The organism is Xenorhabdus bakwenae (genome assembly GCF_030272115.1).
Taxonomy (GTDB): domain Bacteria; phylum Pseudomonadota; class Gammaproteobacteria; order Enterobacterales; family Enterobacteriaceae; genus Xenorhabdus; species Xenorhabdus bakwenae.
Genome location: NZ_CP119194.1, coordinates 3,397,278 through 3,421,798, shown reverse-complemented (window position 1 = coordinate 3,421,798; position 24,521 = coordinate 3,397,278). Strand labels below are relative to the sequence as shown.

Annotated in this window: 17 protein-coding genes and 3 pseudogenes; 8 read left to right on the top strand and 12 right to left on the bottom strand. The window is 45.1% G+C overall.

From position 1 onward, the window contains the following. Positions 1-302: 302 nt before the first annotated feature. Positions 303-3,518 (bottom strand): DEAD/DEAH box helicase, encoded by a 3,216-nt coding sequence (locus PXH59_RS16960; protein ID WP_285809299.1) that lies wholly within the window; start codon positions 3,516-3,518, stop codon positions 303-305. A gap of 74 nt (positions 3,519-3,592) precedes the next feature. After that, a pseudogene (locus PXH59_RS16955) lies at positions 3,593-3,736 on the bottom strand (IS1-like element transposase); the annotation flags it as partial. 396 nt (positions 3,737-4,132) lie between these two features. On the opposite strand from PXH59_RS16955, the gene PXH59_RS16950 reads away from it, so the two are divergent. Further along, positions 4,133-5,203 carry an ATP-binding cassette domain-containing protein gene (locus tag PXH59_RS16950; protein WP_285809298.1) on the top strand — a complete coding sequence of 357 codons (1,071 nt, stop codon included), beginning with the start codon at positions 4,133-4,135 and terminating at the stop codon, positions 5,201-5,203. Here the strand turns inward: PXH59_RS16950 and PXH59_RS16945 are convergent. The 7 genes and pseudogenes from PXH59_RS16945 to ftsY form a co-directional block, all read right to left on the bottom strand. Then, entirely contained in the window at positions 5,190-5,738 is a 549-nt protein-coding gene (locus tag PXH59_RS16945; protein ID WP_285811610.1) for an IS630 family transposase, read from the bottom strand. The two genes, PXH59_RS16950 and PXH59_RS16945, sit on opposite strands and share 14 nt — an antisense overlap. After that, positions 5,707-6,030, bottom strand: coding sequence for an IS630 transposase-related protein (locus PXH59_RS16940; protein ID WP_285808283.1), 324 nt, complete (start codon positions 6,028-6,030; stop codon positions 5,707-5,709). The genes PXH59_RS16945 and PXH59_RS16940 overlap by 32 nt, the downstream gene beginning before the upstream one ends. Before the next feature lie 59 nt (positions 6,031-6,089). Further along, a pseudogene (locus tag PXH59_RS16935) lies at positions 6,090-6,200 on the bottom strand (glycerate kinase); the annotation flags it as partial. Positions 6,201-6,305: 105 nt separating this feature from the next. After that, entirely contained in the window at positions 6,306-7,163 is an 858-nt protein-coding gene (rpoH, locus tag PXH59_RS16930; RefSeq protein WP_047768549.1) for an RNA polymerase sigma factor RpoH, read from the bottom strand. 208 nt (positions 7,164-7,371) lie between these two features. Next, complete coding sequence (gene ftsX / locus PXH59_RS16925; RefSeq protein WP_285809297.1) at positions 7,372-8,337, bottom strand: permease-like cell division protein FtsX; 966 nt, start codon at positions 8,335-8,337, stop codon at positions 7,372-7,374. Between the two features lie 2 nt (positions 8,338-8,339). Continuing rightward, a complete protein-coding gene (ftsE, locus tag PXH59_RS16920) occupies positions 8,340-9,005 on the bottom strand; it encodes a cell division ATP-binding protein FtsE (protein ID WP_047768551.1) in 666 nt (221 codons plus the stop codon). Positions 9,006-9,011: 6 nt separating this feature from the next. After that, positions 9,012-10,615: pseudogene (gene ftsY / locus PXH59_RS16915) on the bottom strand (signal recognition particle-docking protein FtsY). A gap of 220 nt (positions 10,616-10,835) precedes the next feature. Between ftsY and rsmD the strand changes: the two are divergent. From rsmD to PXH59_RS16900, 3 genes are all read left to right on the top strand, one after another. Further along, the gene (gene rsmD / locus PXH59_RS16910; protein ID WP_285809296.1) at positions 10,836-11,414 is read left to right on the top strand and encodes a 16S rRNA (guanine(966)-N(2))-methyltransferase; all 579 of its coding nucleotides are present in this window, start codon (positions 10,836-10,838) and stop codon (positions 11,412-11,414) included. A gap of 41 nt (positions 11,415-11,455) precedes the next feature. Next, positions 11,456-11,737: a DUF1145 family protein gene (locus PXH59_RS16905; protein ID WP_047768557.1), complete on the top strand. Its 282-nt coding sequence runs from the start codon at positions 11,456-11,458 to the stop codon at positions 11,735-11,737. A 326-nt stretch (positions 11,738-12,063) separates the two neighbouring features. Further along, positions 12,064-14,406, top strand: a complete 2,343-nt coding sequence (locus PXH59_RS16900; protein ID WP_285809295.1) for a zinc/cadmium/mercury/lead-transporting ATPase — start codon at positions 12,064-12,066, stop codon at positions 14,404-14,406. 245 nt (positions 14,407-14,651) lie between these two features. Here PXH59_RS16900 and tusA read toward each other — a convergent pair whose 3' ends face one another. After that, positions 14,652-14,906 (bottom strand): sulfurtransferase TusA, encoded by a 255-nt coding sequence (tusA, locus tag PXH59_RS16895; protein ID WP_047768560.1) that lies wholly within the window; start codon positions 14,904-14,906, stop codon positions 14,652-14,654. A 170-nt stretch (positions 14,907-15,076) separates the two neighbouring features. Here tusA and PXH59_RS16890 point away from each other — a divergent pair, with 170 nt between their 5' ends. Together PXH59_RS16890 and PXH59_RS16885 are read left to right on the top strand one after the other, a co-directional pair. Beyond that, the gene (locus PXH59_RS16890) at positions 15,077-15,745 is read left to right on the top strand and encodes a 7-cyano-7-deazaguanine/7-aminomethyl-7-deazaguanine transporter (RefSeq protein ID WP_285809294.1); all 669 of its coding nucleotides are present in this window, start codon (positions 15,077-15,079) and stop codon (positions 15,743-15,745) included. Positions 15,746-15,936: 191 nt separating this feature from the next. After that, complete coding sequence (locus PXH59_RS16885) at positions 15,937-17,037, top strand: glycerol dehydrogenase (protein WP_047768564.1); 1,101 nt, start codon at positions 15,937-15,939, stop codon at positions 17,035-17,037. A gap of 82 nt (positions 17,038-17,119) precedes the next feature. Here the strand turns inward: PXH59_RS16885 and PXH59_RS16880 are convergent, their stop codons facing one another. Further along, positions 17,120-17,302: an MbtH family NRPS accessory protein gene (locus tag PXH59_RS16880; protein WP_047768566.1), complete on the bottom strand. Its 183-nt coding sequence runs from the start codon at positions 17,300-17,302 to the stop codon at positions 17,120-17,122. After that, on the bottom strand, positions 17,290-20,457 hold the full coding sequence (locus PXH59_RS16875; protein ID WP_285809293.1) for a thioester reductase domain-containing protein: 3,168 nt from the start codon (positions 20,455-20,457) through the stop codon (positions 17,290-17,292). The genes PXH59_RS16880 and PXH59_RS16875 overlap by 13 nt, the downstream gene beginning before the upstream one ends. 979 nt (positions 20,458-21,436) lie before the next feature. Between PXH59_RS16875 and glpT the strand changes: the two genes are divergently transcribed. Continuing rightward, a complete protein-coding gene (gene glpT, locus PXH59_RS16870) occupies positions 21,437-22,789 on the top strand; it encodes a glycerol-3-phosphate transporter (protein WP_285809292.1) in 1,353 nt (450 codons plus the stop codon). A gap of 575 nt (positions 22,790-23,364) precedes the next feature. Next, on the top strand, positions 23,365-24,441 hold the full coding sequence (gene glpQ / locus PXH59_RS16865) for a glycerophosphodiester phosphodiesterase (protein WP_285809291.1): 1,077 nt from the start codon (positions 23,365-23,367) through the stop codon (positions 24,439-24,441). Positions 24,442-24,521 lie beyond the last annotated feature (80 nt).

The following is a 24,521-nucleotide window of genomic DNA, read 5'->3' as shown; positions in this document are numbered from 1 at the left end:
CTTCCAGATGGTATAAAGATCGATTGGCACACTTTAACAAAATCAGTAGTATCGAGACAGACAATTTTGGTAATGAATAGGGCTTTTTAGTTGTGAATAAATGGTTTTTTAGTCCAATACTATTTTATATAAATTGTTTTCATTATATTATATCCGTCTCACCAAGGGACTCTTATGTTGTTATCGTCGAAGCATTGGAGCGTCCATATAATGGTGAATGAGGTGAGGAAATTATAAAGAAATGGGCATCCTTGCCCATAATGATGTCGGATAGATTTAAGCAAGCTCACCATAAAGTAAAATCAATCTTGCAAAACTTCTCCCAGCTTTTCATCTGCAACGTCAAAATATTGGCAACCTGACCAGATGCGTTTACTGCCAACGATGTAGACACGGCTTTGTGCGCGAGTAATAGCGACATTGAGTAGGTTCGGTTTCTCAGAGGCCCATTTTGCGGCACCTTGGGTCTTCTCCGAGAGTCCCAGAACAAAAATAACGTTTTTCTCTTCCTTACCCTGAAAAGTATGTACTGTGCCAATACGCTTGTTGACCCACTGATTTATACCTTCTACGCCACGAAGCTCTTTTTGCAGGAAAACCTTCAATTGGTTTTTGACTTGTTTAAACGGTGAAATGATATAGGTATCGGGTAACGTTTGATTGTTGTGCTGTAGCCAGGTTTTCAGCATAGTCAACACATGCTGCCCCTGAGCGGGAACATAATGCTTCCCTTCCGCCTCGCCAGAAACGTCAAACCAGCAGCTATTTCCCCACAGAAACTCATCTTGAGGCCAGAGTTGGTTTTGGCCATGCAACATCTTGTTGTTATAGGCAATGACATTGGCGATGCTGAACATCGGTTCATTACAGCGTCGATGAACGCGAAGCGGACTACCAAGCCAGGTCTCTTTCGAAATCTGCATGGTGCCATAAGGATTAACCCTATCCGCCAGATTTTGAACCGACTGGATGGTTGGAGACCAGTCCCGCCATGTTTCACCAAACTCTCTTTTTGCAATTGCTTCCACAAATATAGGGGGGATAGTGAACACTGGCTCAATCTGTAAAGGATCACCAACAACAACCGCACGTTTAGCGCGCCAGAGCGCACCAACTGCTTGCTGCGGTGTTGCCTGCCCAGCTTCATCAATGAATAACCAGCCGATATCACCAGCACTGAAAGCGCTAAATTGGCGCCCCACAGATGCAAATGTTGATGAAACCACGGGGACAATCATAAACAGCAGTCGCCATAGAGCCAAGCTTACCTTTCTGTTTTCAAATGAGTTATTGATGACAGACATTAAACAGTATAATACGTCCTTTAATTTACATTCTTTATAGACGGTCGCAAGCCATGCTTGGTGCAATTCCAGTGCTCTAACGGTCAGAAGACTGCGAGCCTCATTCAGGGCCTGACCGTGGCCAAATGCGGTTCGCTGAATATCTGGAGCTTCCATATCTGTTTCCAAAGAGGCAAACAGTACATCTGTGTATTTCTGCTTCAGCGGAGCACACCGCTGCTGTTCTATATTTAGTGCAGTTGAGGCCTTTTGAAAGCGCTTTTCTTCCAGCTGGTAGCTGGTCTGAGTGGCCTCTAGCCTGCGACTCAGTCTTTCAGCAATTGCTTTTTCACGACAGATTTTTTTTATTCGCAATGTCCACCATGCTGGAGTACGAGCATGGCGTTTGGCTAAAAATGCGCTGAGCTGTAATTGGCGGAGGTTTAATTTTTCAATCTTTAATTGCAGTTTCTGGCAAGCATTCTGCTGGTCGCTTAAGGCTTCGAGGATCTTCAATTCATTAATAATATGCTCATATTGCTCCTGTGCCTGATTGAACGTTTTCTTCGCATTTGTGAAGGCTTTCTCAGGGCATTGATTGATTACAGCGAATAAATGGCGATAGGTGTCCGCAGGCGATGGCGCGATGGCACATTCGTGTTTTTTGTAGAAAACACGATCTCCGAAAATATTCCGATTTTCCTGCTTTCCCAGTGCGGCTGCGATAAGGCCCCAGCAATCGGTTTTTTCCGTTAAGGGAATAATCTCGAAGGTCTTCCCGTCATTCTGATCAGGGGGCGCAATAGTACGGGTAGAGGCGGCCAGTTTTTGAGCAACTGGCTTTAGGTAGTCGATATGTTGCCATGCTTTGCCCAAACTTTTTGTTTGAGGTAATTCACGGGAAATATTTTCTACCGCTGAGTTATTGCTGGACACCACCACCATTTCATATCCACAAAGTTTGGGTGACAAGCAGGGAATAATGCGCTGTTTACCCGCTATTTCCTCTGTGATGTTTCCGTCAAATGCTTCAGAGGCATGTTTCAAACCTGCGAGTACTGTTGCGCGCTTCACCAGATTACTAGCAATAAGATCCCTTAACATGGTGGTTTTACCTGTGCCGGGAGGCCCATTAACAGAATAGAGTCCTGACAGTTCCAACTCTTGCTCAAGCGTATTGATGGCAAACTGCTGCATTAGGCTCATATTGTGTTTGGCGTCTGAAGGCCAGCGTCCGGCAGGCAACTGGCTTAGTCTGAGTTTCTCTAGCAGAAGAGAACGGCCGCCAGGCAGTAATAAATCTGGCTTTCTATTCTGGCTGCCGGTGAGGTAACGACCTAACGGTGAATCAGGAACCAGTCCATTGCGTTTGATATGATTAAGGATATTTTCAATATCACAGATATAAAAACTATTAAAAATGCAGATATCACCAGCCGAGGTTGGGGACGATATTGCTGATTGTTCAGATACTGGTGGCAATAATAACTGAGCAAGACGAGTGGGATCAGGATCGGACGGCTGTAGGGGGTGAGCAGTTTTTTCTCTGGGTTTAGTTTCTTTTAATTTGATGAAAAGCGCTGGAACTGGTTCTTCGGGGCTGAAGTAGGTCCACTCAGCCATTGCTTTTAAAAAGTCAACGATTTCATATGCCGTCAGGGCTAAAGGCAGCTTATGCTCTTTTTTAAAATTGTTGTTTGCGGTAATAATCTCTATAAAGCGATTATGTAGATTTTTTGTCGCTGTCTGATATGCGTCGAACTGAAGATTATCCAGTTCGCCAGCTTCCAGTTGTCCTAAAGCCCAGGTCACGGTTGAGAATTCAAAGCTATCGCTCTTGATGATACCGTCCTGATCGACGAGGCATTTAATCGAACATGTTCTCCCTTCATCCCGAAGCATTTCATCGCTTATTCCGTTAGTGTCGGAGTCAATATCAGGCAAGACGCGCTTCGTTCGAGAGAATATTTCCTTTCTATCAAAAATACCGAAAAAGAGTTCATAGTTGTATTTCTTATAGGGTGAGAAATCTTTGCCCGCTAGCCTTATCTGCTGGGGATCAATCCAGGGAAGAGAGGAGGAAGTTTCCAGGGCTTCCTGATCAATCTTTAGAACGCCTTTGGCATCATCTTCCAGATCTTTAATGTCAGTAGACTCAAAAAATTCAATTTTGTGCCAGTATTCGAGAATCCTGATAGCCAGGAGAGTAGCGGAGGTGTTGTTGTTATCTTCCATCAAACGGCTGAGTCCTTATCTAATAAATTGATTAAATATCAACATACTACTCCTTTGCATAGTGAATGTTCAATGGCAGTATCACGGATACCCGAGTTGTTTATAGCAAGTTCAACGACGTGTTCTTTGATACCCGCCTGGCACGCTCGATAAGCGTATTCAAATTGAAAGGTTCGTTTACAGGATAAACAGCGATAGCGTTGATGCCCTGCAAGGCCCCCCAAACAAAAAACCTCAACTAACATTAGGAACCGCCCAGCGTTTGCCGTTACTCGCCAGCACGATTGCTAATGCGTTCAACCATCCTTCGGTACTGTTCCCGTGGCTCGTGTTTGTGAAGAATACATCCATTCACAATTGATTGAAGAAATTCGGGAATAAACGGGGGAAATATAAGGCCTCGCGTCGTCTTGCGGATTGCAACTTGACGTTTATCGAGTATATAAGTTAGTTAATCAAATAAATAATCACATTAAGATACACAAGATTTCGCGGTATAACCCTTCATTTATTATGATGAAAACTTGACCTTATTTTTCTTTGAAGATATAAATATTGACTGAAAATAATCAAAATTATGAGATTAATAAAGGTTTTGCGATGGGGACATAAAGATGTCAACGCTGATTCATTGTAATAAAGTTAACTTTAGCATTAATTCAAAGCCATTATTCAGCAATCTCTCCATAACGATTAAAGAAAATGACAAAATTTCTTTAGTTGGTTATAACGGCACGGGAAAAACCCATTTACTTAAGCTACTGGCGGGTATTGAAAAGCCGGATGATGGGGTAATTGAATATGCTAATGGTTTGAGATTGGAGATGGTTTCTCAATTTATTGATGACGCATTGCTTGAGATGACCTTATTTGAATCTATTTCCCAGAAAGTAAAACAAATAGATGAATATGGTGATTACAAAGCGGTATCCATGCTTTATGATTTTGGTTTTCAGAATACTGATTTTAAGACAAAAGTTATTGATCTCAATGGTGGACAAAAAACAAAATTGATGTTTGCCATGAGTGCGATTGCAGAACCCGATATTATTTTATTTGACGAACCCAGTAACCATTTGGATGCCAATACCCTGAAATTTTTCGAGGATTTCTTTAATAGCAGCCTAAAGAGCGCGTTTATTATCGTTTCCCACGACCGAAACTTTCTGGATAACGTCACCAACCAGACGATTTTCTTGCGTGACCAACAATTGACGTCGTTTTCCCTGCCATTCAGCCCGGCATTGACTGCTTTGCAGGAAAAAGATAAAGCGGATGCATTACGTTTGAAAGCGGAAGAAAAGAACATTCAGCGTATACAGGAAAGTGCCAAGCGTTTGGCATTGTGGGGAAAAATCCACGATAACGAAAAGTTTGCCAGAAAAGCCAAATCGATGGAAAAACGGGCAGAAAAACTTGAAAAGGATAAAACCAAAATAACCGAAGGGGAAACCTACCGATTATCATTGGGTGCCGACTCGGTTAAATCGAAAAATATGCTGCAAATTGGGGAAGAATGGATTGGCTATCACCAGGATGGGCAGTTTAATCCGTTATTTTCAATTTATAATGGCTTGTATATCCGGCCGGGCGATAGAATCGCCTTATTAGGTGATAATGGCGTGGGGAAATCCACCCTGATTCATACGCTTGTTGAGTCCTATAGCAGAATCAACATAACCTGACACACTCGATGTGCTCGGTGAACACCTCATCAACTGAACATCTTTTTTGTCTTCTTATCGCTTTTGCCCCACCCCATTTGTGTTCTATGGGATTCAAGTCCGGACTATAAGCGGGCAGCCACTCTAATTGATATTGACTCTCTGCTATCGCTTGTATCGTATCAAGTCGTTTATGAAAACGCGCATTATCCATGACTATCACGGCACCGTGTGGGAGTTTGGGCAATAAATCCTGCGTCACCCACGCATGAAAGACATCGGCGTTAATGTTGCCAGTAAATAAGCTTAAGGTGATGAACGTATTTTCGAGAATGGCTCCAATCACGTTAATACGGCCTTTCGCGTGCCAATCCTGTGTACCAAAACAACGCTGCCCTTTCTCTGAATACCCGTATATCCGTGGCATTGACTGCGCGAAACCACTTTCATCCAAATACACAATCGGTTTGCCTTCCTGTTTATAGCCGCTGATGCGCTCGACAAACGCCTGACGAAGCTGAGGATCAGCGCGAGGATGTTTTAAGGTTTTTTTTATGAGTGAGGCGAAGCCGTTTCAACGCGTAATGAATCGCCGATTGTGAGACCCCTAAGCGCTTTGCTCTTTCCCATTGATAGTCATCAGGAAAATTTTGGACATCCGCGATGAGCACCTCATCAGGAATTTTCATGGGAGGCTTATCACGCGTCATGCAAGGTTCTATTTTATGACTCCACCGGAACAGGGTACGAATAGAAATCTCAAAATGGGCACTCGTTTGTTCGAAAGTCAACGAATGCTTATCTTTGTATGCCAGTACTCTTTTTCGAAAATCTAGACTGTAACCCATTTCACTTTATGCCTTGTCATTTTGGATTTGGATATTATGACATATTAGTATGATTTTGCTATATAGTCTGCTTGGGGATAAATCTCCTTAAATCCCCGCTCTATTGCCTGTGCCACCTGCAAGGCACTCAAACTTTCCTTAAATGAATCAGGGGCAATCACAATTTTCATCATGGAATTTCCTCGGTGCTTTGGTGCTGTTTGTTTTACACGCATAAAAAAAGCGATAAACAAATTATCGCTTTTTAATCCAAAAAGTTTTGCTCAGGTAAGCAATTACGCTTCAATAGCCAGTCGCAATTTCTTCATGGCATTTTTCTCTAGCTGCCGAACTCGTTCAGCAGATACACCATATTTATCTGCCAATTCTTGCAAGGTGGTTTTATTGTCATCATCCAACCAACGAGAACGAATGATGTCCTGGCTACGTTCGTCCAGCCCTTCCATCGCCACAGAAAGTTTATCCGCAGCGTGAGTTTCCCAGTTATCTTCTTCAATGCCATCGGCAAAGTCAGAAGCCTTATCTTGCAAATACAGCACCGGAGCCACTGGATGGCTATCATGATTGTCATCATCAGAAGACATATCAAATGCCATATCCTGTGCTGACATGCGGGATTCCATCTCTCGGACATCTTTGCTGGTCACGCCCAATTCTTTGGCAACCAGTTCAATTTCATCCTGGTTGAACCACCCCAGACGTTGTTTAGCCTTGCGCAAATTAAAGAACAGCTTACGTTGAGCTTTTGTCGTTGCCACTTTCACAATACGCCAATTACGCAATACATATTCATGGATTTCTGCCTTAATCCAGTGAACAGCAAAAGAAACCAGACGAACGCCCACTTCTGGATTAAATCGACGAACCGCTTTCATCAGGCCAATATTACCTTCCTGAATTAAATCCGCTTGCGGCAGACCATAACCGGCATAACTGCGGGCAACATGAACAACGAAGCGCAAGTGAGAAAGGATCAGCTTTTTCGCTGCATTCAGATCGCCCTGATAATGCAGCCTTTCTGCCAATTCCTTCTCTTCCTCGGCAGAAAGCATAGGATAAGCATTGGAGGCACGGATGTACCCTTCCAAACTACCTTGTGGAACTAATGCCAGAGTTTGCATTTCTTTTGTCATTCAAATTCTCTCAAAATTAGATCCAAATTGATGGCCTTCAAGTTTACCTGAATTTACCAGTCAGGTTTATTCAAGCCAGAGATTCGTCTATTTTACCACCGTAGAGATCATATTCAAATCGTCTCAGTTGTGTGAGTATCAATACAAAATCATAACTGTGACTTTGACAGCAATTAAGCCAGACAGTTCAACAAACCCTGCAACCCCTTTATTCTGGCCTAAAACGACGTAAATGCTGAATTGTCGCAAACCATGCGGCAATCCAACCAATCATACCCGAAATAAGCACTAATAAGAGTGATTCATCCCACTCCAAACCGTGCAGTATAAAGCTTGTACCGAAAACACTCGCTACTTCTGTGACCACATTAGACAGTTTCCACACCAGCAGGGAGGAGAGAATCAAGGAAAATATTGCCCCCAAAACCCCCAATAAGGCGCCACCATTGAGGAAAGGACGCAAAATAAAACCATCCGTTGCCCCAATCAGCTTCATGACATTAATCGTCTCACGACGGCTAAAGATACTCAGCCGGACACTGTTACCAATGACCAAGAGCAGCGCAACCACCATTAAGATACCTATCACGGCAGCAATTCTGCCAACAAGGTCAGCCAAGGCAGTCAAGCGGGCAAACCAGCTATCATCCATTCTGACTTCTTCAATGCCCTTAATCTGCGCAACTTGATCGCGTAATGTTGTTAGCGCCTGAGTGTCCTGGAAATTCAATTTAGGAGAGACGATGGCAACTGCCGGCAAAGGGTTTTCTTCCAGCAAATCTAGTGCGCTGGCAAAACCTGACCAGGCACGGAATTCGTTTACGGCTTCGTCACGGGAAAGATAATTGACCGATTTCACACCATCCATGCCTTTCAACTGCTCAATAACCTGTTTGACGCTATTATCATTCAGTGACTTATCCAGATAGACCGTGAGTTGTGGGATGGGATACCACTGCATCACGGCTTGATTGACGTTTTTCCAAACGATATAAAACACGCTCGGCAAAGTCAGTGAAATTGCGATTACCATAATGGTCAACAAGGTTGCCAGTGGTTGGCGAAACATATCCGACAGCGTACTTTTCCACGCATAACGCCACTGTACACGCCATCCCCCTTTTAATGATTTGGATTTTGGTGTGGGTGTTTTTTTTCGCTGAATGACGGACATGCCTAACCATGATGTCCTCCTTGCATGCGCCCCTGATTCAGGGTCAAGATACGATATTTTCTTCGTTCAATGAGGGCCGTATCATGGGTAGCCATCAGAACCGTCACACCAACTCGGTTAAACTCTTCAAACAGACGCATGATCCCCTCTGATAATGCCCCATCCAAATTTCCCGTCGGCTCATCTGCCAGCAATACGGTGGGCTTATTCACCACCGCGCGGGCGATCCCAACACGCTGTTGTTCTCCACCGGAAAGCTGAATGGGGAAGTTTTTCGCTTTGTCCAGTAAGCCGACCTTATCCAACGCCGCAGAGACCCGTCGACGAATGTCTTCAGCGCTTGCCCCTGAAATGATCAACGGCATAGAGACGTTTTCGTATACGGTGCGATCCAACAGCAGGTGATGATCCTGAAAAATCATACCGATCTGACGGCGGAGAAAAGGTGTCTCTCTGGATTTTAGTCGGCTAATGTCATGACCAGAAAACCAAATATGGCCTGCGCTTGGGCGTTCAATACCACAGATAAGTTTCAAAAGTGTACTTTTACCGGCCCCTGAGTGACCGGTTAAAAATGCCATTTCTCCTGGGAGTAGATGAAAATCCACCCCTTGCAGCGCCTGCCGCCCTCCCAGATAGGCTTTACTGACCTGTTCAAAGCGAATCATTGATAGTTAATCCTCTCGGGCAAAAAGAGCCTCAATAAAATCGTCTGCCTTGAATGGACGGAGATCTTCAATGCCTTCACCCACACCAATATAGCGGATTGGGATTTCAAATTGGTCGGCAATAGCGAAGATAACCCCTCCTTTCGCAGTACCATCCAGTTTGGTCAATGAAATACCCGTCAATCCCACTGCTTCATGAAATAGTTTAGCCTGACTTACTGCATTTTGACCTGTGCTGGCATCCAGAGTCAGCATAATCTCATGAGGTGCGTCTTCATCCAGTTTTTTCATCACTCGAACGATTTTTTTTCAGCTCTTCCATCAAATGGGATTTGTTCTGCAAGCGCCCTGCGGTATCGGCGATCAGGACATCAATACCTTTAGCCTTGGCTGACTGGATGGCGTCAAAAATCACCGAGGCGGAATCTGCCCCCGTCTGTTGGGAAACTACCGGGATTTTGTTGCGTTCTCCCCAAACCTGTAACTGCTCTACTGCGGCGGCACGGAAGGTATCTCCAGCCGCCAGCATGACAGATTTACCTTGAGAGTGATATTGACGCGCTAACTTTCCAATCGTGGTCGTTTTACCAACACCATTCACACCGACCATCAGAATGACATAAGGTGATTTACCTTCTATCTCCAGCGGCTTATCAACTTTCGCCAGAATGGCTGACATCTCTTCTTTCAGTTTAGTGTAAAGCGCTTCCGCATCTTTCAACTCTTTACGGCTGGCGTGGTCTGTCAGGTTAGTGATGATCTTACGGGTCGTTTCAACGCCCACATCTGCAATCAATAATTGCTCTTCCAGCTCTTCAAACAGATCATCATCAATTTTTTTTGCCGCGGAATAGTCCCAAGAAGCCGGAGCCTAGATTTTGACGAGTTTTAACTAAGCTGCGTTTCAGACGCGCAAAGAACCCTTCTTTAGTTGGCCGTTCTTGTTCCTTAGGTAAGGCCGCCTGTTCTTCTGCCTGACGGGCCGCTTCTTCCGCCGCACGACGGGCTGCTTCTTCCGCCAAACGCTGCTGCTCAGCTTCTTCTGCCGCACGACGGGCTGCTTCTTCCGCCAAGCGCTGCTGCTCAGCTTCTTCTGCCGCACGACGGGCTGCTTCTTCCGCTAAGCGCTGCTGCTCAGCTTCTTCTGCCGCACGACGGGTTGCTTCTTCCGCCAAACGCTGCTGCTCAGCTTCTTCTGCCGCACGACGGGCTGCTTCTTCCGCTAAACGTTGCTGCTCGGCTTCTTCTGCCGCACGACGGGTTGCTTCTTCCGCCAAGCGCTGCTGCTCAGCTTCTTCTGCCGCACGACGGGCTGCTTCTTTCGCTAAGCGCTGCTGCTCAGCTTCTTCTGCTGCACGACGGGCTGCTTCTTCCGCTAAACGTTGCTGCTCGGCTTCTTCTGCCGCACGACGGGCTGCTTCTTCCGCTAAACGTTGCTGCTCGGCTTCTTCTGCCGCACGACGGGTTGCTTCTTCCGCTAAGCGCTGCTGCTCAGTTTCTTCCGCAGCCACTCTTTCTTGTTCGGCTTGTTCCTCTTGCTGTTCCTTATCTTGACGACCAAGTCCAAACCAAGAGAAGAAACCTTTTTTTTCTCTTTTGCCATCGGCCACTACACTCCTCGCGCTTAAGTTAGATATGTGCTGTTATATCCACTGAGATAGGTTCTAACGGTAATGAATCCAGTCTAACATTTTCATCACACCACAACACATATCTATAGAGGATTTCGTGGTAAATTAATCAATGGATATCTTCGTTTTCACTCACTTTTTGTCTCCGCCAGATATTATTGAGTTGCGTCGGATGGCAAATATTTAAGTTATGTAAATTATGACTAAAAAACCACAGCGCGCGTCTTTGGGACAAATCCGCATTATTGGCGGAAAATGGCGCGGAAGAAAATTGCCGGTTCCTGATAGTGACGGCTTGCGTCCAACAACAGATCGCGTCCGCGAGACACTTTTTAACTGGCTTATGCCAGTGATTCAGGGTGCTCGTTGCCTGGATTGTTTCTCAGGCAGCGGAGCGCTTGGATTTGAAGCTTTGTCTCGTTATGCCAGCCACACAACCTTAATTGAATACGATCGCAATGTGGCGAAACAACTATCGGCTAACTTAGCCTTACTGAAAGCTGAGAATGCCGATGTGGTACAAGGTAATGCACTACAATACCTTATCAACACCGGAACACCATTTGATGTGGTTTTTCTCGATCCGCCATTCCGTAAGGGGATGTTGACTGAAACCATCAATTTATTGGAAACCAACAACTGGCTAGCAGAAGAAAGCTGGATTTATGTTGAGGCAGAAGCAGAATCTGCGGCAACAGAAGTTCCCCCAAACTGGCAACTGCATCGGCAAAAAACAGCCGGACAAGTTGCTTATCGGTTATATATTCGCCACCCGTAATCGGGTGTCAGAACGGCGTAAACTCGATTTTGGAGTCGATGATGTTTATTCAATTAGGAAGAGGGATCATGATCTTAGTCTGGGGGATCATGATCTTCAATTTGTTTCACCCATTCCCTAGTCCATTAAAATATTTTATGAATATTGCAATGGTATTTACGGTAATCATGCATTCTTTTCAGTTACTACTGCTGAAAAACTCCCAGCCTAAAGATCAAAAGCTGTCTGGTTTTATCCAGACCAAAATCTTCTTTTTCGGCGTCTTTGAATTATTGGTCTGGCAGAAAAAACAACTAAAAGAGAAACAACAGGAGAAAAAATAACTTCCCATATCCAGTGACTCATCCTGTTTTCTTCCGATTGGCAACAAAGCAAATGTCATCAATGAGTAATTCGCGTAATTACTCATTGACGTTCTTTGTTTTTGATAATAAAACGTTATTTGTTCGTTAATAACGAATCAATATTTTGCGACTTCTTACACACAGTATCAATATCATTGCTCAGCAATGCTTCCCTTTTAAACTGTCAAAAGCGATAGCACAAATCATCAAAAGAATTCCCCTTATTGGATTTGACTCTGGAGTTTACTCCAACGTGTAGAGTTAACTTTAATCATTAGTATTAACTCTATATTGAGGGGTCGCCTATGTTATCCACGTCCAAAAAACATAAGCAATCACAGCACAATTCCCTATCTTGCCAAAAAAATGAACACCAGAATGTCGCCAATAATGTAAGTGGGCATTCACATAATTCTCACGCTCCAGACCATCACCATGCTTGTTGCTCTACTGGCACCGCGCACTCTCATGAACATGAACATGAGCAGAGCGGCACACTCTGTTCACTCGATCATGCCCATGCCATACCGGAAAGCGTTCTCACCGGATTAACCGCGAGACAGCGTTTTAATTGGACTATCCAAGGCATGGATTGCCCAAGCTGTGCCGGAAAGATCGAAAATGCGGTCAAAAAACTGCCCGATGCCAAGCAGGTCAAGGTTCTGTTTACAACAGAAAAACTGGTGGTCGATGCTGATATTGATATTCGTGCAGCCGTTGAACAAGCAGTAAAACAGGCCGGCTTTACTATCAAAGAGGCAAGTTCAGCATCTAAACTGCCTCCCGAAGTCAATCATTGGAAAACCTTTTCCCCAATCTTGATCCTAACCGCCTTGATGTTCATCAGTTGGGGAATATCAAAAGCCCATGCCCCCGCCGGACAGATCGCTTTCATCATCACTACGCTCATTGGGTTATATCCGGTAGCGACCAAAGCCATCAAACTGATCCGTTCTGGTACGCCTTTCGCCATTGAAACGTTGATGAGTGTTGCGGCCATTGGTGCCTTGTTTATTGATGCCACCGCAGAAGCAGCAATGGTTATTCTCCTGTTCAAGTTGGGGGAAATACTGGAATCCTATGCCGCCGGACGCGCACGTCGTGGCGTCAGTGCATTGATGGCATTAGTTCCTGAACAAGCCCTCCTCATTAAGGATGGAAAAAAGGAAACAGTGCCAGCGGCAGATCTGCGGCCGGGGGATATCATCGAAATCGCCCCCGGTGCCCGTTTACCTACCGATGCCGAACTGCTCAGTCCCTTTGCCAGTTTCGACGAAAGTGCTCTGACCGGTGAATCGGTTCCGGTTGAACGGCAGCAAGGTGAAAAAGTCGCCGCAGGTTGCCTTTCTGTCGATAGTGCGGTGCAGATGAAGGTGATCTCTGAACCGGGTCACAACGCCATTGATCGCATCCTGCAACTGATTGAAGAAGCGGAAGAGCGTCGTGCGCCGATTGAGCGCTTTATCGACCGATTCAGTCGTGTCTACACTCCGCTGATTATCTTGTTCTCAGCACTGATCGTATTGATCCCTCCTCTGTTTTTTGCTGGCTCCTGGGAAACCTGGCTCTACCGTGGCCTGACTCTGCTGTTAATTGGTTGTCCTTGCGCCCTGGTCATCTCGACGCCTGCGGCCATTACTTCCGCACTGGCCGCAGCAACCCGTCGTGGCTCCCTTATCAAAGGAGGAGCAGCCTTAGAACAACTTGGGTCAGTGAGTACAATTGCGCTGGATAAAACCGGAACGTTGACCGAAGGAAAACCCCAGGTTACTGACATTGAACCTGTGGAAAATATCAGTGCAGAAACCTTGCTGGCACTCGCGGGGGCCGTAGAGAGTGGCTCACATCATCCTTTAGCAAAAGCTATCCTGAATGCCGCCGACAATAGAAGTGTGACAGTTGTTGAGGCTGAACAGCGCAAGGCGCTGGCCGGGATCGGGGTTGAAGGGCAATTATCGGGGCAAAAAATTCTCGTCACCGCCCCCGGAAGATTGCCGGAAAATACCTTGTCCGAGCAATGGAAACAGAGAGTCACAGAACTGGAAAACGATGGAAAAACAGCGGTTGCTGTCACGCAGAATGGGCAACTGATGGGGCTTATCGCTATGCAAGATTCCTTGCGTCAGGATGCCATAGATGCTATCCGTATCCTGAAAAAACAGGGTATAGAGGCCGTGATGCTGACGGGTGATAATCCCCGTGCCGCCGCCGCCATTGCAAATCGGCTGGGTATTGATTATCGCGCAGGGTTATTGCCTGAAGATAAAGTGAAAGCGGTCACTGAGTTGAACCAAAAACACCATACTATGATGGTCGGTGATGGTATCAACGATGCGCCAGCCATGAAAGCCGCCAGTATCGGTGTTGCGATGGGCAGCGGCACAGATGTTGCATTAGAAACAGCCGATGCCGCCCTGACACATAACCGACTGACGGGTTTACCTGAAATTATCGCTCTGTCTCGCTCAGCTCGTTATAACATCCGCCAAAATATCACCATTGCGTTAGGTTTAAAGGCGATCTTTCTTATCACGAGCCTGTTGGGTATTACCGGACTATGGATGGCAGTTCTGGCCGATTCGGGAGCGACGGCTTTAGTAACAGTAAACGCGGTTCGGCTGCTTAGGAATAAATCAAAAGCGCAATAAATGGCATATCAACTTAAATTGCCACCAGCAAGCGGATGGTAAAGAAGTCACAAAGGAAGATAACAAATCGAAAAGGTGCATGTTCATACCCTGCACCTTTTCAAAATTACAATTAACGACATAAAATTGCTATTAAGGAAAAAGGAAATATGGCACTCAGCGAGGCTGATAGTAGACCAAACACCCTATTCAAAGTCTGGCATAGAGCCTGTTTTCCGCTAGTTAATTATATAGACTTTTCTCAATTAAACAGAGTGTTCACTCTTTCTGAGCAGATATCGATAGGGAGTTTGCTCTGTCTCCTGGGCGATCAGCGCATGATCCATAAAGCGACAGAACCCCGGAATATCACGGGTTGTTGCCGGATCATCCGCAATGATCAATAACGTCTGACCCGCCGTCATATGGCGGACGGTCTTGCGCACCATCATGACCGGCTCTGGACACCGTAATCCTAACGTATCAAGTGTCTTGTCGGGGTTGGCAAAAACTTCGGACATAACCATCTCTGTAGGTTCAAACAATCTGTGTGGCGGTGGATTATATTACAAAATATCATCAACTGCCGTACTTTACTTTTATTGCGCAACACACGTATGATCTCACGGCCTGATCTTCAGGTAGATTAATTTGTTGGGTTCCCTCACCCCATCCACCAAAAAGGTACAATATGCTGCAATTGACTGCGCAACAGCGGGCTAGAGCACTGATCTGGCTGTCGCTTTTTCACATTTTGATCATTACTTCCAGTAACTATCTGGTGCAATTACCCATCTCCATTTTTGGTTTTCATACCACTTGGGGAGCATTTACATTTCCCTTTATCTTTTTGGCGACTGACCTGACTGTACGTATTTATGGTGCGCCATTAGCTCGCCGGATCATTATTTCCGTTATGCTGCCCGCGTTGCTGATCTCTTATCTGATTTCAGCTCTGTTTTTTCAGGGAACCTGGCAGGGATTCGGGACATTGGGAACCTTTAATGTCTTTGTCGCCCGCATTGCCGCCGCTAGCTTTATGGCTTATGTACTCGGCCAGATACTGGATGTTGGGGTCTTCAATCGTCTTCGCCAAAAAAGCCACTGGTGGATAGCACCGGCTGCCGCCATGTTTTTCGGTAATATGCTCGATACACTGGCCTTTTTCTTTATCGCGTTTTACCGCAGCACGGATGCATTTATGGCAACCCATTGGGTAGAAATTGCGTTAGTAGATTATGCCTTCAAGCTGTTTATCTGCATGCTGTTCTTCCTGCCTGCTTATGGCATTCTGTTGAACTTAATCCTGAAATACTTTTTCGCCCAAACAGAAGAAAAAATCCTGGCCAAAGCCAACTAAAAACATCCCCCTGAATCAATCAGGGGGACTCATCGTTCCGCCAGTGTTTCCCCCTCACATCACTCATTTCTTGCTTTTGCTCATAACTTCTCGGTTATTTTGCCGTATAGTGTGGATGGGCAGTTCGTTACTTGCCCTATACTCGTATTGTGACACTCATGCCTAGTTTCCAGTAAAGAAGGATATTTCTTATGCTGAAAGTGATCCAGTCTCCATCCAAATATATCCAAGGGCCAGGTGCGTTATCTCACCTTGGTCGATACACCAAAATGCTTGCTGACCACGTCTTCGTGATTGCCGATCATTTCGTGATGAACCTGATTGGCGATACCGTCAGCAAAAGCCTGGAAGAACACGAAGTGACCAGCCATTTCGAACTTTTCAATGGTGAGTGCAGCCGCACTGAAATCCATCGCTTATCTGCCATTTTGTTGGAACAACAATGTCAGGCGGTTGTCGGGATCGGGGGAGGAAAGACGATTGATACTGCCAAGGCTGTTGCATACGAATCCAAAATACCTGTGATTATTTCGCCTACCCTGGCATCAACAGATGCACCGACCAGTGCCCTTTCTGTTCTTTATACTGAACTCGGTGAATTCGACAGCTACCTGTTCTATCCACAGAATCCCAATATCGTGCTAATGGATACCAATATTATTGCTAAAGCACCGGTTCGCCTGCTTGTCGCAGGTATGGGAGATGCACTCGCCACCTATTTTGAGGCACGAGCCAGCAGTACCGCCCACAAACCAACCATGGCTGGCGGTGCAACATCCACCACCGGTTTGGCATTGGCAAAACTGTGTTATGAAACCTTGCTGGCGGAAGGTTATAAAGCAAAACTGGCGGTAGAAGCCGGTGTCAGCACACCCGCCGTTGAAAATATTGTCGAAGCCAATACCTACTTGAGTGGCATTGGTTTTGAAAGTGCGGGATTAGCAGCCGCTCATGCCATCCACAATGGTTTCACCGTGCTGGAAGAGTGCCATCACCTTTATCACGGTGAAAAAGTTGCGTTTGGTACTCTGACACAATTGATCTTAGAAAATAGCCCAAGTGAAGAGTTGGAAACTGTGCTCGATTTTTGTGTACAGGTCGGGCTACCCGTCACACTGGAGCAATTGGGCTTACGCGATAGTGAGAAACTGCATCAAAAAATCATGCAAGTTGCTCTTGCAAGTTGTGCTGAGGGTGAAACCATTCACAATATGCCCTTTGTGGTGACACCAGAACAGGTTTACGCTGCGATTTTGGCCGCAGACCAGATAGGTAAAGATTGGTTGTATTAAGTGATTGCGAAGCAGAAATAAAACGGGCATGCCCCACAGGAACATGCCCTCAATTTGATTAAACGATGTCAATCAGTGAGATCTATTTTGTTGGCTCCGGCCAAATTTTAGCGATATGACTCAAACATTCTTCTTTCGTTCCGGTTCTGCCGATTGCCATCCATCCCAACGGGATCTCATACCCAACAGGCCAGATTGAATACTGCTTTTTACCATTAATGACGATCATCCAATTCATGGCATCCTTTTCAGTTAACTGTTCCATGATACAACCTCCTTTTTGAAACTGTCGGAAAGGGCAGCCGGTAAGAATCCAGTACCGATCAGATAACGTAATACTTGATGAACATATCCGGCTGTAATTGTGGGGCAACGGATATGACTCCCCGCTAATCCCGCCAGCGTATTTTTCAGTTCCAATTCAGGGCGGAGTTCATCAACATAAGCCGGATCTAATGCGCGATAAGGTCTTTCAGTCATGTCTCTGATCAGTGGGATCAAAGGATACAATGGGTGAGTATCATCCAGCGCCAGGATCTTATCTTTCCCCTCATTGAATGGAACAGGATTGAGGATATAACCAAAATCTTGTACCCAATCGAAAAATTGTCGGACAGAAACCTGCTCTGGGTTGAACAGATTAAAGAATTTCCCATTAGATTCCGGCTGGCGGGAAAGATGCACCAGTGCGGTCGCCACATAATCGACCGGCACGATATCCAGCAACAGGGCATGGTCAGGATAAAAGCCCATGGCCAAATAGCCTTTCAACGATGCTATCAGATAATCATTACCCTGCGCCGCGCCTGTGCGGGTATGGCCGAGGATCAACCCAGGCCGGTAAATGCTAACAGGAACGCCCCTTTGACGGGCAATATTAATCATCCCTTCCGATACCCATTTACTGCCCGAATAACCGCAAGGATCACGAACCGGCTCACTCATGGCCCGATCATCTTCCATATAGGGGCGAGGCGACTGCGTGGCATACAGGGCGTTTACAGAGGAGACATAGTGAAAATGTTTCAAACGCGTCGTGCACGCCAGATCCAACGCTGTTCGGGTCGCGTCAACGTTGATACTTTTCAGGGCACGATAAGGATAAATGAAATTAACCCATGCTCCGTTGTGGTAAATAACATCAACCTCTTCTGCCAGTTGTGCCCATAACTCCGGCAATAAACCAAAACGTGGTTGCCCTAAATCACCGATAATAAAATCGACCCGTTCAAGCCCGTTACCAACATCAATGCGGTAATTCTTGAATCCAGATTTGATTCTTTCACGGGCATGTTCTGCATCAGATGCACGGCACAAGCAAATAATGCGGGCCGAGGTTTGTTTCAGCAACTGCTCCAGCAAATGCAGCCCAAGATAGCCGGTCGCGCCGGTCAGTAATATTTTGTCTGGCTGATACCAATTGGCATGCGCCAATCCATCAGGGCGAATTCCTTCTTGCAGGTAAACATCATTCCTGAGCGTCTCAGCATGCTGGTGAATTAACGCTTCATTCTGGTATCTTCCTGAGAATTGAACAGGATTGACCTGACGTTCAGCGAACATTTCATCCAAAATGGTGGCTATTCTGGCAACCGTCGGCTCAACATAGATCCCAGAAATCGGAACCCTTAGCGAAAACGCTTTTTCAATCTGTTCTACCATGCGGGCGACAAGGATGGAATGCCCTCCGATCTGGAAGAAATCATCCGTGATACCGAATACATCTGCCCCCAGTAAACCACGCCAAATTTCATAAACACGTTTTTCAGTTTCCGTTTGCGGCTGTACTCTGTCATGGCTGGCATTTAGACGCTCTGCAACGTCTTCCAACCGCTTTTTATCTCTTTTGCCACTGCTTGTCAGCGGAATATAGGGAATACGGTAATATTCAGCCGGTATCCACGCTTCATGCAGTACTTCTCTGAGAGAGCGTTGAGTCTCCCGTACCCAGTCCTGCGATACCACCAGATTAGGATTGAACAATACAAATGCCTGGATTCTGGCAAAATCACCACGGCCCGCGACCCGGATAATGGCATCCTGTACACCATGTTGTTTTCTCAATGCAATTTCTATCTCACCTAACTCGATCCGATATCCCCGCACTTTTACCTGATCATCTTGCCTCCCCATATAAATGAGGGTGCCATCTTCCAGCATACGTGCCATATCTCCCGTCAAATAGGCCCTTTTACCTTTTTGAGTTATGTCGGGAACGTATCTTTTGGCGGTTTCAGTTGGATTATTGCGATAGCCTGCGGTCACGCCCAATCCACCAATAAGAATTTCGCCCACAGTGCCTTTCGGCACAGTCCGCAGATATTTATCGACAATCGTGATACTGGTGCCCGGAACAGGCCCCCCCAATTGAACTTTATCACCCTTTTTCATGCGGAACGCAGTTGACCAGATGGTTGTTTCCGTTGGGCCGTAAACGTTCCATAATGTGCTTCCGGTGGCTGTCAGTTGATCGGCCAAATCTTGTGACAACGCTTCTCCTCCGCAAAGCATGCTCATTTCTGGGCGCGGCATCCATCCTGCATTCAGGGCCATGGACCAGGTCACCGGAGTTGCCTGGGCGAAAGTGAATTGTGGTTTTGACAGTGTGTCAGACAGTGCCATTGCATCGCGTTGGGTATCAATTGAAGCGATGTAGATACTGCCACCATGCACCACGGTCAGCAGCAATTCCAGCACTGAGATATCAAAGGAGAATGTCGTCAATGCCAACATATGGTCACGCGGGCTGATTGATAACAGTTTGCCAAATCCGCATAGGCAGGCAGCCAGGTTATCATGTTGAACTTGTACTGATTTTGGCAATCCTGTAGAGCCAGAAGTAAACATCACATAAGCCGGATGATCTCCCAGTACAGGAATATCCCTATTTTTTGCCCGTTGAGTTTGAGCGACCTTATCTAAGATAGTCTTCATAGGGATGAATGTTGACGCCTTAAGCCCTGCCGGGACCGTATTATCGGCTACCAAAATACTTTCCGGCAGACGGGTAAGAATATCGTTCAGGCGCTTTTCCGGCATCATGGTATTTAAAGGGATATATACCGCCCCAATTCGCCAAATGGCCTGCATGGTGACAAACCATGCAATCCCCCGCTGCGCCGCAATAGCAACATTGCTACCCATTTTGACCCCGTGGAGACGCAAAACTTCTGTCGCATTATCAATGCGTTGGTTCAGTTCACCAAATGTTAACGTTTCATGGGGATCAGCAACAGCGACCTCATTGGGTATGCTTTTTGCCAACTCAACCAACCGAACAGGAACGTTCTTAAACCATGGTTCTAGCTCTGCTGTCATGTGTCTGATATTACGATTAAATTCAGTTTCAACAGCCGGAGAATTTTTTTGCCCAGTAGTAAATGCTGTGTGTAATATTGCCTTGTGTGTATAAGTATTCATAATGATGCTCTCATTCTGAGCCTCATTAGTTTCATCACTTTTCATGATGAATAGAGGCATCAATGCTGGTAGTCGTTATCTTCCAATTTTTGTCTGCATTCAGTATTTTCAAATACCTTATGCTGACGCTAACTGGATCATAAAAATAAATTGCAAAAATTTATTGCGAATTTAATAAATAGATTAATTAGTATTAATTTGTAATCTTTTATTAGTTAAATAATCAGCTTATATAAAACTAATTATTATTTGGAAGGCAGAGTGTATTACGCCTATACAATCTGCAACCAATTCTAACTAACAAGTTGATATTATTGTAATTTACATCATAAAATAGTCATCCAACCCTGCATAAAAACGGCTATCAGCAGCATGAATAACTATTTGTAGTAATATCTATTATTTTGAATTTTAATTTCAATAATTTTATTTATAAGCGCGTTACAAAAAACGCAAAGCATGTAAATAAAAATAAATTACATGGAAAAATGAAAACATTATTCAAATAATGTCATCAAAAAAACAGTACCACTTGTTAAAAAAAGCCGACAGAAAAACGCCAACAGTGATTAATTAAATAATTTTATCATAGGAATGTTTGTGTGGATTATATTTATCTGACTTTTCTATGGTGACTACTTCAGACAAATCCCCTAATAATAATGCGCTTTTATTGGGTCGAGAATATATACAAACTTTAAACGCGCGAAAATGAAAAATAGCGCAAAAGGCCATTCATTGTGATTTTCATCACACTAATATAAATAAATTGTCTTCAAAAAAAGCGTTAAATCACTCAAAATTATCGACTTTGCGAAATTATATCTATATGTTAGCGATACCTCACAGTCATAAAAGGTTGTTTTCAGCTAATATTAGCTTCGATATAGAAAATAAATAGCTAAAATTTTTCGTTTAACGCCATCACTGCTTGATGGTGGTGATTCGCTCATACAAAAGTCACGTGGAGACAAAAAATATGTTAAGTATTTTCAAGCCGACGCCTCATAAGGCCCGGTTGCCCGCGCAGGAAATAGATCCACTCTATCGTCGCTTGCGCTGGCAAATTTTTATAGGGATCTTCTTTGGATACGCAGCTTACTATCTGGTAAGGAAAAACTTTGCACTCGCCATACCCGCCTTGATCGAACAAGGCTTTTCTAAGGGGGATCTTGGCTTTGCATTGTCAGGCATATCAATTGCATACGGCTTCTCAAAATTCATCATGGGTTCCGTTTCCGACCGCTCGAATCCACGTGTCTTCTTGCCGGCGGGTTTGATACTGGCGGCGGCAGTGATGTTATTTATGGGCTTTGTACCATGGGCAACGTCCAGCATTGCTATCATGTTTTCTCTGCTGTTCCTCTGTGGCTGGTTCCAGGGGATGGGGTGGCCGCCTTGTGGACGTACTATGGTTCACTGGTGGTCACAGAAAGAGCGTGGTGGCATTGTTTCTGTCTGGAACTGTGCGCATAACGTTGGCGGAGGCATTCCCCCCTTACTGTTCATGTTGGGGATGGCCTGGTTCAATGACTGGAAGGCCGCATTTTATATGCCCGCCTTTGCTGCTATCATCGTGGCATTCATCGTTCTCGCTTTAATGCGCGATACACCACAATCTTGTGGCTTACCGCCAATCGAAGAGTATAAAAACGACTACCCGGCCGATTACACCGAAAACAATGAAAAGGAACTGACTGCAAAAGAAATTTTCATGCGGTACGTTTTGCCGAATAAATTGCTGTGGATGATCGCCGTTGCCAACGTCTTCGTCTATTTACTGCGCTACGGTATTCTTGACTGGTCACCCACTTACCTGAAAGAAGTGAAAGACTTTACCATGGATAAGTCTTCCTGGGCTTACTTCCTGTATGAGTACGCGGGTATTCCGGGTACGCTGCTGTGTGGTTGGATGTCGGATAAGGTATTTAAAGGCAACCGTGGTGCCACCGGTGTATTCTTTATGACACTGGTCACCATCGCTACTATCGTATTCTGGCTGAACCCAGAAGGTAACCCTGATATCGATATGCTCTGTATGCTGGTTATCGGCTTCCTGATTTACGGCCCGGTGATGCTAATCGGCCTGCATGCCCTTGAACTGGCACCGAAAAAAGCAGCAGGAACAGCCGCAGGTTTTACTGGTTTGTTTGGCTATCTGGGCGGTTCGGTTGCGGCCAGTATCATCGTCGGTTATACCGTTGACTATTTCGGTTGGGACGGCGGCTTTATGGTCATGATCGGCGGTTGTATCCTCTCGGTTATTCTGCTGGTGCTTGTGATGTTAAGTGAACACAAACATAAGCAGGAAATTGCCCGTCAAGGTCAATAAAACACAACTGAAAGACGCCAATTAATCACCTTATCAATCGCAGTACAACGTTTTGTACTGCGATTTCATGGATGAATAAGTCTGTTTACTCTGCTCTGTTAAATAGACTACTTGCTTTTACCTTATAGATATATTCCTCATATCCACACTTTATTAGCACCTTTTTGATTTTGAAAACACCTTTAATTGATGATAATAAAGGCTGAATATTTACACCCACATAAAGTAATATTAAATAATGCTTACCTTATCATTACCCACTTATACCAATCCAATTTCAAGATGCGTGTTATATTTCCCCGCGCCGCAGGGAAATATAAGGCCTCGCGTCGTCTTGCGGATTGCAACTTGAAGTTTATCGAGTATAAACAGAATCCGGAGAAAAATTTTCATGTCATAAAACTGTGACATACTGCTGATAACATTAATATTCAGGATTGTGTTATGTCATCATCTTATATAAAAATCGACTTGAATGATCACCTATTTTTCTGGCTGCTGACGAAAAATCAGTAAAACGGTAAGTAACATCAACTTTTATCTAAGATTTTTATTAGAATAAATGGAGAATCTCAATGCAGACCCCTATGAAGGCAATTATGGCCGGTATTTTGTTAGCATCATCCATGTCAGGTATTGCACATGCAGCCGATAAGATTGTTATCGCCCATCGTGGCGCGAGTGGTTATTTGCCTGAACACACATTACCCGCCAAAGCAATGGCGTATGCACAAGGCGCGGATTATCTTGAGCAAGATCTGGTCATGACCAAAGATGACCAGCTCATTGTACTGCACGATCACTACCTTGATCGCGTAACGGATGTCGCAGAACGTTTTCCAAACCGCGCCCGTGCTGACGGCCGCTATTATGCCATTGACTTTACCCTGCCAGAAATTAAGTCACTGAAATTTACGGAAGGTTTTGATATCAAGGATGGTAAAAAAGCCCAAAGCTATCCCGGACGTTTCCCGATGGGTAAATCAGATTTCCACATTCATACCTTTCAGGAAGAGCTGGAATTTATTCAAGGCCTGAATAAATCCACGGGCAAAGACATTGGCATTTATCCTGAAATCAAGGCACCGTGGTTCCATCGTCAGGAAGGCAAAGATATCACCAGCAAAGTGCTGGAAGTTCTGAAACAATATGGCTACACCAAAAAGAGCGATAAAGTTTACCTGCAATGTTTTGATGCCAATGAACTCAAACGCATCAAAAATGAACTAGAGCCGAAACTGGGGATGGATCTGAAACTGATCCAGCTTATCGCTTACACCGACTGGAACGAAACTTACGAACAAAAGTCAGATGGTACATGGCAGAATTATAGCTATGACTGGATGTTTAAACCTGGCGCGATGAAAGAAGTCGCAAAATATGCTGATGGAATTGGCCCTGATTACCATATGCTTATCGCCAGTGACTCTACGCCGAACCACATTAAATTAACGGGCATGGTAACAGAGGCTCACGCCAGCCATCTGGCGGTACACCCGTATACCATCCGTATCGATCAATTGCCAAAATATGCCACCAGCGGCAACCAATTGTTTGATATCGTTTTCGACAAGGCTAATGTCGATGGGGCATTCACAGATTTCCCTGATTTGGCAGTGACGTTCCTGAGAAAACACCACGAGCATAAATAATCAGTGCGAATAGCATAGAAAAACGGGGCAGTCCAAGACTGCCCCATCGTGACTCATTGCATTAACGATATAACATCGTT

Bases quoted from the DNA above. Each gene is read 5' to 3' on its own strand.
- tusA (WP_047768560.1), bottom strand. From the start codon at position 14,906: ATGTCCGAAGTTTTTGCCAACCCCGACAAGACACTTGATACGTTAGGA.
- PXH59_RS16950 (WP_285809298.1), top strand. From the start codon at position 4,133: ATGTCAACGCTGATTCATTGTAATAAAGTTAACTTTAGCATTAATTCA.
- glpT (WP_285809292.1), top strand. From the start codon at position 21,437: ATGTTAAGTATTTTCAAGCCGACGCCTCATAAGGCCCGGTTGCCCGCG.
- rpoH (WP_047768549.1), bottom strand. From the start codon at position 7,163: ATGACAAAAGAAATGCAAACTCTGGCATTAGTTCCACAAGGTAGTTTG.
- PXH59_RS16885 (WP_047768564.1), top strand. From the start codon at position 15,937: ATGCTGAAAGTGATCCAGTCTCCATCCAAATATATCCAAGGGCCAGGT.
- PXH59_RS16940 (WP_285808283.1), bottom strand. From the start codon at position 6,030: ATGGGTTACAGTCTAGATTTTCGAAAAAGAGTACTGGCATACAAAGAT.
- PXH59_RS16890 (WP_285809294.1), top strand. From the start codon at position 15,077: ATGCTGCAATTGACTGCGCAACAGCGGGCTAGAGCACTGATCTGGCTG.
- PXH59_RS16900 (WP_285809295.1), top strand. From the start codon at position 12,064: ATGTTATCCACGTCCAAAAAACATAAGCAATCACAGCACAATTCCCTA.
- PXH59_RS16880 (WP_047768566.1), bottom strand. From the start codon at position 17,302: ATGGAACAGTTAACTGAAAAGGATGCCATGAATTGGATGATCGTCATT.
- ftsE (WP_047768551.1), bottom strand. From the start codon at position 9,005: ATGATTCGCTTTGAACAGGTCAGTAAAGCCTATCTGGGAGGGCGGCAG.
- PXH59_RS16905 (WP_047768557.1), top strand. From the start codon at position 11,456: ATGTTTATTCAATTAGGAAGAGGGATCATGATCTTAGTCTGGGGGATC.
- ftsX (WP_285809297.1), bottom strand. From the start codon at position 8,337: ATGTCCGTCATTCAGCGAAAAAAAACACCCACACCAAAATCCAAATCA.
- rsmD (WP_285809296.1), top strand. From the start codon at position 10,836: ATGACTAAAAAACCACAGCGCGCGTCTTTGGGACAAATCCGCATTATT.
- PXH59_RS16960 (WP_285809299.1), bottom strand. From the start codon at position 3,518: ATGGAAGATAACAACAACACCTCCGCTACTCTCCTGGCTATCAGGATT.
- glpQ (WP_285809291.1), top strand. From the start codon at position 23,365: ATGCAGACCCCTATGAAGGCAATTATGGCCGGTATTTTGTTAGCATCA.
- PXH59_RS16875 (WP_285809293.1), bottom strand. From the start codon at position 20,457: ATGAATACTTATACACACAAGGCAATATTACACACAGCATTTACTACT.